Source organism: Sorangium sp. So ce119, assembly GCF_051524405.1.
In the GTDB taxonomy this organism is placed as follows: domain Bacteria; phylum Myxococcota_A; class Polyangia; order Polyangiales; family Polyangiaceae; genus Sorangium; species Sorangium cellulosum_G.
Map to the genome: position 1 here is coordinate 3,499,251 of NZ_CP150310.1, position 11,186 is coordinate 3,510,436.

Genomic DNA, 11,186 nt, shown 5'->3' on the forward strand with positions numbered 1-11,186 from the left:
CGGCCGTGGCGGGTCAGCGCCGGGGACCCGATGGCGCGCTTCCAGGCTCGGAGCGGCGGTAGGAGAGCCGCCGCACCATCACCTCTGCCGGGCCGCGGTAGCCGGCGCGCCGCATCCCGTCGGCCAGCAGGATCGAGGCGACCCAGATCGCGATGGCGACGGCGCAAATGGCGGCGAAGCCCATGTGATCCCGCAGGTCGAGGGTGAAGGGGTAAAAAAGCGCCACCCATACCGCCGACTGGAACAGGTAGAATGTCAACGACCGCTGTCCCAGCGCGGCGAGGGCCGTGGTGAGCCGCCCGTGGTCGCGTCCCACCCTGATCGCGACGAGCCCGGCGGCGGCGGCCATGCCGATACCGCCGGCGTATCCGGTCAGGGCGTGCGCGCCGGCCACGATCCAGGTCATCGACGTCGTCCACGCGCCGGTCACCAGCAGGGCCATGGGAAGCCTACCGACGACCGATACGGCCATGCAGAGCGCGGTGACGCGCAACAGGAGCGGCGCATGGCGCTCCGGCTCGTCGAGGATCCGGCGCCTGGCGGCCCAGATGCCCGGCAGCATGCCCGGCACGACCACGAGGGTGGAGACGGCCGTCTTCAGCGGCCAGAACGGAAGGCCGGCGGTGACGTGGGCACCATAGTCGGGGGCCATGTCCTGCGCCAGGGTCATGGGCGTGCCCATCGCGGCGGCGGTCTGCGCGGTCACGCTCTGCCAGGAGAGCAGGAGTGTCGCGGGGACGAGCGTCAGCACGGTTGTCCTCCACAGGACCGAGTCCGGGGCCTGGATCAGCGGCGTGAGCACGAGCAAGGTCAGCCCGTAGACCGCGACGATATCGAACGGCACGAGCAGGACCGCGTGCGCGAAGCCGAGGACGATCAGCCAGAGGCTCCGGCGCCGCAGCAGGTCGCGGGCCGAGGCCCAGTCGCTGCCGCGCGCCTGCTGCCGGCGGGCGAGCTGCCCCAGACCGTAGCCGAAGAGGAACACGAAGAGGGCGCGGGCCTGGTTCTCGGCGATGAGCGATCGGAGGAGCGCGGCGATGGTGTTGAGCGCGGCTGGCCCGAGATCCCAGCGACGGACGAACGCCGGCGCGTGCGCCACGGCGATCAGCAGCAGCACGAAGCCGCGGGCCAGGTCTGGCGCCAGTGACCGACTGGCCACGTCCTCAGGCGTCCGAGCGTTGATGGCAAGCCCCATGAACATCACCCGACCCGCATCAGGGCCTCTCGCTGCGCTGCGCCGCGCTCGACCCCGGGCCCGTCACGCGGCCCTCCGCAGCGGCGCTTTGAGCGGTCACGAAAGCTACGGTGTGTTTCAGGTGCCGTCAACAGAGCGTCAATCGATTTTGCCTCTGTCCGGCGGATTCATGGTCGCCATTGCAATGGCCTTGTCGATGAACGCAACGGCCAGGCGATCGATCGTTGCAATGTGCTGAGCGCGAACGCACACTCGACTGGCCCATCGATACGACAGGAGGCGGGCGAGGATGCCGGGAGGGAGGCTGAGCGACCAGGACCGCCGGCACATCGCGTCAGCGCTGGCCGAAGGGCTCAAGTACGCCGAGATCGCCAGGCGGCTCGGTCGACCGACGTCGACCATCAGCCGGGAAGTCGCCCGCAACGGCGGGCCCGAAGGCTACCGGGCGGACCACGCCCACCAGGCCACCGGTTGGCGCGCCCGTCGCCGCAGGCAGGATCGGCCCCCGGAGCTACCGGTCGCCGCCGGCGCCGACGGGCGGGACCCCGGGGCGGTGCGCGGCTTCGTCGAGCAGTTCGCGGCGATGATGGTCCAGAGCGGGCTTCCCCGGATGGCGGCCCGGGTGCTCGTGTCCCTGTACACCACCGACGCAGGCGCCCTGACCGCCGCCGAGCTGGTCGAGCGTTTGCGGGTCAGCCCTGCGTCGGTGTCCAAGGCCATCGGTTATCTGGAAGGGCTGCAGGTGGTCCGGCGCGAGCGCGGCCCCCGGCGGGGCGAACGCTACGTCATCGACGAAGACGTCTGGGAGCGGTCGTGGAGGACGAGCGCGCGCACGAACGCGATGTGGGCGGACACGTCCCGGCAGGGAGCCGAGATCCTCGGGGCCACCACGCCCGCCGGAGCCCGGCTGGGCCACATGGGCCGATTCTTCACCCAACTCAGCGACGACATGGCCGGTGGCCCGATCGAAGCCGCCCTCGGTGACGCGCTGACGGTGCTCGCCGCGCTCGTGCACGCGAGCGCGCCCCTCACCGTGCAGCAGCTGGCCGACGCGCTGGGCTGGCCCCCGGACCGCGTCGCCAGCGCCCTGCAGGACGCCGAGCGGCACCCGAGCGTCACCGATCCCGTCGCCCTCCGGCGCACCGCGCCCGGCGCCTACGCCATCATCGCCAGGCTCGATCGGCTCACCACGACGCAGCGCGAGGCCCTCGGCCAACCGCGCTGGAGGCCACGGGACGCCGATGGGGGGTGAACCTCGTTTCGGGTAAGCTCGCCGGCGTGCCCACCACGACGCTGACACGACGAGATCTGAACCGGGCCACGCTCGCGCGGCAGATGCTGCTCTCGAGGGAGCGCACCGCGGCCGTCCACGGGATCGAGCGGCTCATCGCCCTCCAGGCCCAGCTCGCGCGGCCACCGTTCATCGGGCTCTGGTCGCGGCTCGCGGGGTTCCGGCGCGAGCATCTCGTCGAGCTGATCGCGCGCCGCGAGGTCGTCCGGGCGCCGTTCCTGCGCGGCACGCTGCACCTCGTGAGCGCGAAGGATTACCTGGATCTGCACCCGGTCATCGCGCCGGTGCTCCACGCCGCGGTGCGATCGGTCCTCCGCGAGCGCGCGGAGGACCTCGACATCCCCCGGCTGGTCGCCGAGGCGCGCGCGTACTTCGATGAGGAGCCGCGGACCATGGACGAGCTGCGCGACCACCTGGCCCAGCTCCACCCCGACGGCGACGTGCGGGCCATGGCGCTCGCGGTTCGCATGCACCTGCCGGTCGTCCAGGTGCCCTCCGCGACGGCGTGGGGCTACCCGGGGACGGCGGACTTCGCCCCGTCGGCGTCCTGGCTGGGCAAGCCGTTCCGCGAGGGCGACGGGCCTCGCGCGCTCGTGCTCCGTTACCTCGCGTCGTTCGGCCCGGCGACAGCGACCGACGTGCAGACGTGGTCCGGCCTCACCCGGGTCAAGGACGTGCTCCAGTCGCTGCGGGAGCGGCTCTGCACGTTCCGCGACGAGCGAGGCCGGGAGCTCTTCGATCTGCCCGACGCCCCTCGACCGCCCGCGGACACCCCCGCGCCGGCCCGGTTCGTCCCCGACTACGACAACCTCCTGCTCGCGCACGACGACCGCACGCGGGTCATCGCGGACGAGCATCGCGGCCGGATCGTCCTCTCCGCGAACCTGCGCATCCTGCCGACGTTCCTCGTGGACGGCTTCGTGGTCGGCACCTGGACGATCGAGCGGAAGAAGGCCTCGGCCACGCTCGTGATCGCGCCCTTCGAGGCGCTCTCCAGGGAGGTGCGCGATCAGCTCGCCGGGGAAGGGGAGGCGCTCCTCCGCTTCGTCGAGGAGGACGCCGGCGTCTTCGATGTGCGCTTCGAGAAGGCCGGGCCCACGAAGGCGCCAGCGGCGCCGGCGAAGGCCGGCGGGAACGTGAAGGCGCCAGCGGCGCGGGCGAAGGCCGGCGCGGGCCTGAAGGCGCCAGCGGCGCGGGTCAAGGCCGGCGCGGCTCCGAAGGCGCCAGCGGCGCGGGCGAAGGGCAGGGGGGCCGCGAAGACCAACGGATGAGTCGCCCGGAGGGCGCGAGGCGATTCGATCCCATCCAGCGCGATGCGCCGTCAGGGCGCTCTCTGATCGATCGTGACGTCCACCCCCTCGGTCGCCGTGCAGTACCCGCCGTAGCTGATCCCGCAGCTGTCGATATCGACCGTGGTCGTCCCGTAGGGCTCCCCGCTCTTCGGCGCGTCGCTTTGCTCTCCGACCCCATCGGCGGAGAGCCACGCGAACACGCGCCAGCGCGGGTGGTCGGTCGTGCCGAGGACGTCGCCGATCTCGTACGGATGAGGGAAGCTCAGCCCATCCAGAGACACCGCGAGCGCGTCCCATCGATCGTCGCCATCGAGATCGGGACCGGGGAACTGCGGGTCGTCCGTGTCGAACGGCGTGTCCGAGGCCGGGACGGCGCGGACCCGGAGCGTCTCGAGCTCGCTCGTGCTCACGCCCTCACCCAGCGAGACGGCGCCCCTGGCGCCGGGGCCCTCGGGATCGCCGAACGGGATGCACCCGGCGAGCACGCCGCCGAGGGCGGCCATTGCGAGCACGAGAACGGATCTGCGATAAGCCATGATGGATCTCCTCCGTGAGCGCCGCGCGGCCGCGTGGTGCGCTGTCGCGACGACGGCGGCCTCCGGGAAGCACGATGCCTCCTGCTCCCTGGATGAGCCGAAGCTCCCCGGCCCTTCGCGAAATCACCGCCGCAGCCGCTCCGGCGGGGCGGGCAGCACGATCCCCGCGCCCACGCCGCCGGGCGCGCCCGCGCGGCGAGCGCCGAGCGCCCCCGCTCACCCGATACCGACCTTCTCCTCCGGCAGCCGGTAGAACCGCGACCGCGCCTGGTTCGCGAGCGCCATCGCCAGCGTCAGCGGCCCGATGCGCCCGATGAACATCGCCAGGGTGATCACCAGCTTCCCCGGCGCGCTCAGCGACGGCGTGACGTTCGCCGACAGGCCGGCCGTCGCGAGCGCGCTGATCGTCTCCAGGGCGAGGCCCAGCGGGTCGTGCGGCTCCAGGGTGAGCATCACGAGCAGGAAGCCCGAGACGAGCACCACCATCAGGCACGCTATCGCGAGGGCGCGGCGCACCGTGGCCGCCGGGATGGCCCGGCCGAGCAGGTGCGGCGCCTCGTCCCCGCGCAGCTCGGCGCGCAGCGCCGCGAACAGCGCGGCGAACGTCGTGATCTTGATCCCGCCCGCGGTCGATCCCGGCGCGCCGCCGATGAACATCAGCATGCACGTCAGCATCCACGTCGCCGGGCCCATCAGGCCGTAATCCACCGTGTTGAGGCCCGCCGACCGCGTCATCGCCGACTGGAAGAAGCTCGCCATCAACTTCACGGGCCACGACAGGCCGTCCATCGACCGGCGCCACTCGAGCGCCAGGTAGCCCGCGGCCCCGACCGCGAGCAGCACCGCGGTGCCGATCAGCACCACCCGGCTGTGCAGCGACAGCCGCGGCGGCCGCTCGCCGCGGAGCCGCAGCCTGGCCCGGCGCAGGAGCTCGTCGTGCACCGGGAAGCCCAGGCTGCCGAGGATCACCATCCCCGCCAGCACGCCGGAGACCGCGGGCGAGCCGACCAGCGGGACGAGCCCGCCGCCGAACAGCGAGAAGCCGGCGTTGCAGTACGCGCTGACCGCGTGGAAGACGGCCGCCCAGAGGTGATCGCCGGCGCCCGAGAGCGGCTCGCCGGCGACGGGCCCGGAGGCGATCTCGTGGTGGGGCAGGAAGCTGAACAGCAGGCCGAGCGCGCCCACCGCCTCGATGCCGAGCGTGAACAGGACGATCGCGGCGAGGTTGCGCCGGAGCCGCGCGAACGACTCGGCGTCGATCATCTCGGCCATCACCGCCGCGTCGCGCAGCCTGAGCTTCCGGCCGGCCACGATGGCGAAGAACGTCGACAGGACCATGATCCCGAGCCCGCCGATCTGGACCAGGAGCAGCAGGATGGCCTGGCCGAACGGCGTGTAGGTCTCGGCGACGTTGTGCACGGCGAGCCCGGTCACGCACACAGCGCTCGCCGACATGAACAGGCCGTCGACGAACGACGCGTCCGCGACGCTCCGGAGCGACTGCGGCAGGGTGAGCAGGAAGCTGCCGAGCAGCGTGGCGACCCCGAACGAGAGCACCATCAGCCGGGCCGGGTGCTCCGCGGCCGTGGCCAGCAGCCGCTCGATCGGCCGGCGCCCCAGCAGGCCGCCGAGCGCCACCACGAACGCGAGCACCGTGTAGGACCGGTAGAGCACGACCCCCCGGTGCCCCGCGTCCTCGGCCGCGTGCCCGAGCAGGATCAGCCACTTCTCGCCGATGCACGCGAGCAGCAGGGTGAGCGCGAGCAGGAACAGGGCGAGCCGGGGCTTCCTCGCCTCGACCCGCGCGCCGGCGAGCGCCTTACGCACGCGCTCCAGCGACACCACGGCCGCGACCCACGCGGGCACGAGCAGCGTCTCCAGCGCGGTCAGGGCGGCCGACACGCGCGGCGTGACCGCGAGGGCGAGGTCGAACCCGAGGAGGACGGCGCTGCCGGCCAGCAAGGGCGCCGGCCGCATCCAGGCGGCGCGCCGCCGGGGCGCGGCGGTCGCGCCGGCCGCGGTGACGCCAGGCGCGGCCGGCGCCGCGGGCTGCGCGAGCATCGCGAGCGTCAGCCGGGCCTGCGCGGGGTCGCCGGGCGGCTCGGCGCGCGGCGCGCTCGGCGGCGAGGAGGGGGTCGGCGGGGCATCCACCCGCGGCATTCACGCCACCGCGCAGGGCGGCGTCAACATCGTTGTTCTCTCGAGCCGCTCTGGTTATTCAAGTTCTCCGACCCGTGACCTCGCAGGACGCCATCCTCCAGGCCGCAGGGGCCTGCTGCCCAGCTCACAGGCACGACAGGCGCAGGTGTAGCCATGCAACCACTTCTGAGCACCTCCATTCGCCCCGTGTCACGCTCGGCCTGATCGCGGGGAGGATCGAGATCGTCGTGGTCAACGGCTGCACGGATCAGAGCTCTGTGGATCGACTGCTGGGTCGCATACGATCCGCGCGCGACGCCCCGAACAAGACAGACCTCCATGTCGAACGGCTCCAGGAGCTGCTCGTCAGCCCGGGCGAGAGCGCCAACCTCGGGGTCTACAGGATAGTGCTGGAAGGCGGCGTCGCGCTCGACGCGAGGTACGCGGACGAGGTGGTGACGGTGACGGCCTCCAGGAGAGTGTATGGCTGGCGTCGGCACCGTCGCGCGGATCACCGGGACTGCCGTGCCACCCAGCTTCACGTGAGCAGGCTCTCCGCGGGGTAGGGGCGTTGCCGGACTCGCCTGAGCCCTCTCGCCTACGGTGAATCCGGAGGGGAGGGGGGTTGTTGGGTTCAGAGATGGTGCCATCTCCCGCCGCGCGCGGAGAGCGCCCTCTCCGGGCTCCTGCGCCGCGTGCGCGCGCTGGATCCATTGGCATTGCAATGCAAATTCAACTTGACAATCATTGCTAATAGTAAAGACCTCTGCTTTATCAGGGCACGATTCAACGCTCGCCCTGCGATCCGCGGTTTCACGTCGGAAGCTCGCTCATCACGTCCGCCGGCCCCTGGGAAACGGTGGGACTTGGTCAGCGCCGTCATCTGAAACGAACAGCGAGGTAGTCACATGTCCGTCTTCTTCTCACGCCGCTCGGCGATCTTCATGGCTCAGGCTGGTTTGCTCTCCACGGCGTCGTGGAGCTTCATCGGATGTGGCCCCACAGATTCCCTGGACGGCCCGGTCGGAGCTCACGATCAGCCCTTCGGCGCCAGCGAGCCCGTCGCCGAGGAGGGCGCGGGCTCTGCTGAGTTCGCTGCCGAGGACGCCACGTTCGCTTCGCGCGAGGTCGTGCGAGGGCTGTCGTCTCCGATCCGGGTCGTCTGGGGGCCGGACGGGTATCTGTGGTTGACCGAGCGCGTGGGGAAGCGGGTCGTGCGCGTGAGGCCGTCGGACGGCCAGAAGGCGACCGCGGTCACGATCACGGAAGCGTACCAGTCGGGCGGGCAAGATGGGGTGCTGGGCCTGGCCCTGCACCCGGATCTGCTCCAGGGCAACGGCGCTGACCATGTCTACGTCTCCTACACCTACGACGCCGATCCAGGCTCAGCCGTGAGCCGCAGGACGAAGATCCGTCGCTACACGTACAACCCGACGGCCGGGACCCTGGAGAGCCCTCTCGACGTCATCACGGGCCTGCCCGGCAGCGACGATCACAACTCCGCGCGGCTCCTGTTCGGCCCCGATCAGAAGCTCTATTACACCGTCGGCGACCAAGGGAACAACCAGTTCAACAGGAAGTGCCTCCCGGTCGGCTCGCAGGACCTACCCACGGCCGACGAGGTGGCGGCGAACGACTGGTCGAAGTACGCCGGCAAGGTCCTGCGCTTGAACCTCGACGGCTCGATCCCGTCCGACAATCCGCAGATCGCCGGCACCCGCAGCCATGTCTATTCCTATGGCCATCGCAACCCGCAGGGCCTCACGTTCCGCGGTGACACGCTCTATGCGAACGAGCATGGGCCGAAGACCGACGACGAGCTGAACATCATCCAGCCCGGCAAGAACTACGGCTGGCCGCACGTGGCCGGGTATCAGGACAATCAGGCTTACAGGTACGTCAACTGGTCGGCCTCGACGACGCCTTGCGCGTCGCTCGCGTGGAATGACTACACGCCCCCTTCCTCGGTCCCCCAGCAGCAGGAGAGCGCGTGGAGCCACCCCGATTTCACGCCGCCGTTCTTCACCTTCTACACCGTCCCCGACGGCTACAACTTCCAGAATCACGCGTGCGGGTCCTCCGGTTACATCTGCTGGCCGACGATCGCGCCCTCCTCGCTCCACCACTACGCTGCTGCATCCGGCATCCCCGGCTGGGAGGACTCCCTCCTGATGACCACGCTGAAGAAGGGCGCGGTGTACCGGGTGAAGCTGAGCGCGACCGGCGATTCCTTGGTCGGCGAGCCCGTCGTCCACTTCCAGACCACCAACCGCTACCGCGACCTCGCGATGAGCCCGGACGGTCGGACATTCTACGTGATCACGGACACCGAGGGGAACACGAGCGGCCCGACCGGCGGGGCCACGACGGCCCTGAGCAACCCGGGAGCGATCCTGGAGTTCACGTACACAGGGGCGAACTGATTCAGCCCCAGCGATCGGGCCGACGCCAGAACTGTCGCAGCGGATGACCGGGGAAGCGCGCGGCTGTGCAGGGATGGGACGCGGCCGCCGCCGTCGGGGGACGGATGAGGCGAGGCGGCCGCGTCGGGAGACGAGGGGGGTCAGCGTGCTCGGCGTCGAGATGGACAACCTCGACGCCGAGGTGCGCCGCCCCGGATCAGGGCGGGCCCGCGGCGCCGTCCTGGATCCATTGACGCAAGATCCCGAGCTGCTGCGGGGTCATGGTCGGCCCGGTCGTGCTGGGTGGCATCACGCCCCCGATGCACTGTGCCGTGGCTGTCGGCGTGCAGCCCGCGGTCTCCGCCAGCCCAGCGGCCTTGAGGTAGAGCCAGCTATGGTCGGGATCGCCCGGAACGACGAGCTTGTACTGGCCGCCGTCGAGGGAGGGGCGGTTGACCAGGCCGTCGACGATCTTCCTGGAGCTGATGTGTCCACCGAGCGTCAACCTCGCATTGGCGCCCGACTCGGCGTGGCATCCGCTGCACAGGTTCGTCGTGTCCTCGAACAGGGGGCGCACCCTCTCGTGGAAGAACCCTGATTCCACCGGCAAAGGCTCGTTGGGGTTCACGACCTCGTCGGGCGTCAGGTCCTCCTGGATGATCTTGATCTCGGTGTCCATCTCGCGGCACTGCGCGACGAGATCGTCCTTCAGCTTCTGGTCGGTCGGCTTCAGGCCCTTGGCGAGGCGATACTTCTCCCACACGTTGTCGATCCAGCCATGGAGCTTCCAGAACATGTAGTTGTCGATGTTCGCCTCGGTGTTGTTCACGCCGTGCTGCGTGTTGCCCGGACGCGCCCACTTGGCGTGCAGCACGAAGTGAAGGCCGACCCACGGCATGTTGCTCGCCTCCGGCGTCCTCAGCCTCTGTCCCACGTTGCACTGGAGCCAGAAGCCGAGCGTCCCTTCGTCCGGGAACCGCGCGAGGTTCTCGGGCTTGTCGATCTCGTCGCCGATCCTCCCGGCTTCGAGGGCGGACGCATCCCAGTCCTTCCACGCGGAACGCCACTGGGGCGGCACGTCTTCCGCCGAGGTCGGAAACTTGGCGAAGCCCTCGAACTGCTCGCTGTGGTTGGGCCAGAGCTGCTTCAACGCCTGGATCATGTGGCGGTGAAACACGAGGAACTGATAGCCGTCGCCGCCGGTCTGGCAGTTCTGATCCTCCGGGACGAGCTGGGTGAACCGGCAAATGTTCACCTTGCTCAACCCACCGCCGCCCGGGAGGTTGCAGGCGCGGATCGCGTGCCACTCGACGTGGGCCGCCTGCCACGAGTTGTCATACATCCACTCCAGGACTTCCGGCTGCACCGTCAGATCAACGATGTTCGGATCTGTCTTCCCGGGCGGAAAGAACTCCGCCGGCCCATCCTTCATGGTCGGGCTGGAGTCGCTGGGGTGGGGCATATAGCCGTTCACGCAGTGGTCATACGGGTGCATGGTCGAGTCGCCACCACCCGAGCCCGAGGCCGCGTGCGAGCTCGAGGCCGGGCCCGACCCCGAGGTCGAGCTCGAGCCCGCAATCGGGCCCGATCCGCCTGATCCGCTCGTCGCGGCGGGCCCCCCCGCGCCGCCCTCGGGCGCGCTGCCTGACGCGTCGTTTCCTTCGTCGCCGCACGCGCTCAGGGACAACGCGGTCAGCGCCACGAGCGTGGCCAGCCGTCGTCGGGATGCGCGGCGGTCGGTTGTAGATGCGTGTTGCAAGTGATTATGTCGCATGTAGCTCTCGCAGGCCGGTAAGCTCAGGCCGTCAGTCGCGTCCAGCCCCACATCGGGCGGGCGGCTTCACTCTACCAACGGCATACAAGCTTGGTCAACAGTATTAACTTACGGCTGATTCTGTGCAACTGAGTCTGTGTACTTGTCGGTCATTGGTTGAATTGTCGCATCTGGCTGCGCAATGAAGGCGGCCTCTTCGGTGCGCGGATACGTTGGTGATGTTGCGGCGCTCGTTCAGGACGGGACCGATCGCGCAACGAATCTTCTGTCGCCTCGGAGCAGGGATGCAGCACGGGTTGCCCGCGCCTGTCTCCCGCCACTGCGACAATTCAAAATCCGCTTTTCGGCGAGGCGTGTCCAGCGATTTCGCGCGCCAGGGTGAGCAGCGCCCCCGCCGACACGGCATCTGACGATTCGTCCTCGTCGCTGATACAGTGGCAATGGACAGTGCCGCACGTGGGCCACAGCAATTTCTCCTGCGGCGCGACGGGATGCTCGCATGGACGGGCGACTCCGTCGGTCGCCGCGACGGGATCTCCGCTGCTGTGCAGCGCCAC

Annotated in this window: 8 protein-coding genes; 4 read left to right on the plus strand and 4 right to left on the minus strand. The window is 70.0% G+C overall.

Annotation, left to right across the window (positions count from 1 at the left end):
- Positions 1 to 13: 13 nt before the first annotated feature.
- Positions 14 to 1,201, minus strand: coding sequence for a DUF418 domain-containing protein (locus tag WME76_RS13065; RefSeq protein ID WP_437962107.1), 1,188 nt, complete (start codon positions 1,199 to 1,201; stop codon positions 14 to 16).
- A gap of 283 nt (positions 1,202 to 1,484) precedes the next feature.
- Here WME76_RS13065 and WME76_RS13070 point away from each other — a divergent pair, with 283 nt between their 5' ends.
- Positions 1,485 to 2,447 carry a MarR family transcriptional regulator gene (locus tag WME76_RS13070; protein WP_437960459.1) on the plus strand — a complete coding sequence of 321 codons (963 nt, stop codon included), beginning with the start codon at positions 1,485 to 1,487 and terminating at the stop codon, positions 2,445 to 2,447.
- Positions 2,444 to 3,757, plus strand: coding sequence for a winged helix DNA-binding domain-containing protein (locus tag WME76_RS13075; protein ID WP_437960460.1), 1,314 nt, complete (start codon positions 2,444 to 2,446; stop codon positions 3,755 to 3,757). The genes WME76_RS13070 and WME76_RS13075 overlap by 4 nt, the downstream gene beginning before the upstream one ends.
- Before the next feature lie 50 nt (positions 3,758 to 3,807).
- Here the strand turns inward: WME76_RS13075 and WME76_RS13080 are convergent, their stop codons facing one another.
- Both WME76_RS13080 and WME76_RS13085 read right to left on the minus strand, forming a co-directional pair.
- On the minus strand, positions 3,808 to 4,314 hold the full coding sequence (locus WME76_RS13080) for a hypothetical protein (protein WP_437960461.1): 507 nt from the start codon (positions 4,312 to 4,314) through the stop codon (positions 3,808 to 3,810).
- Positions 4,315 to 4,530: 216 nt separating this feature from the next.
- Positions 4,531 to 6,474 (minus strand): TrkH family potassium uptake protein, encoded by a 1,944-nt coding sequence (locus WME76_RS13085; RefSeq protein ID WP_437960462.1) that lies wholly within the window; start codon positions 6,472 to 6,474, stop codon positions 4,531 to 4,533.
- Between the two features lie 227 nt (positions 6,475 to 6,701).
- On the opposite strand from WME76_RS13085, the gene WME76_RS13090 reads away from it, so the two are divergent.
- Complete coding sequence (locus WME76_RS13090; RefSeq protein ID WP_437960463.1) at positions 6,702 to 7,019, plus strand: hypothetical protein; 318 nt, start codon at positions 6,702 to 6,704, stop codon at positions 7,017 to 7,019.
- Positions 7,020 to 7,361: 342 nt separating this feature from the next.
- Positions 7,362 to 8,876 (plus strand): glucose/sorbosone family PQQ-dependent dehydrogenase, encoded by a 1,515-nt coding sequence (locus WME76_RS13095; protein ID WP_437960464.1) that lies wholly within the window; start codon positions 7,362 to 7,364, stop codon positions 8,874 to 8,876.
- Positions 8,877 to 9,072: 196 nt separating this feature from the next.
- Here the strand turns inward: WME76_RS13095 and WME76_RS13100 are convergent, their stop codons facing one another.
- Entirely contained in the window at positions 9,073 to 10,350 is a 1,278-nt protein-coding gene (locus tag WME76_RS13100; protein ID WP_437960465.1) for a hypothetical protein, read from the minus strand.
- Between the last annotated feature and the right edge of the window lie 836 nt (positions 10,351 to 11,186).

Coding starts and splice junctions, on each gene's coding strand:
- WME76_RS13085 (WP_437960462.1), bottom strand. CDS start 6,474: ATGCCGCGGGTGGATGCCCCGCCGACCCCCTCCTCGCCGCCGAGCGCG.
- WME76_RS13095 (WP_437960464.1), top strand. CDS start 7,362: ATGTCCGTCTTCTTCTCACGCCGCTCGGCGATCTTCATGGCTCAGGCT.
- WME76_RS13065 (WP_437962107.1), bottom strand. CDS start 1,201: ATGTTCATGGGGCTTGCCATCAACGCTCGGACGCCTGAGGACGTGGCC.
- WME76_RS13100 (WP_437960465.1), bottom strand. CDS start 10,350: ATGCACCCGTATGACCACTGCGTGAACGGCTATATGCCCCACCCCAGC.
- WME76_RS13080 (WP_437960461.1), bottom strand. CDS start 4,314: ATGGCTTATCGCAGATCCGTTCTCGTGCTCGCAATGGCCGCCCTCGGC.
- WME76_RS13070 (WP_437960459.1), top strand. CDS start 1,485: ATGCCGGGAGGGAGGCTGAGCGACCAGGACCGCCGGCACATCGCGTCA.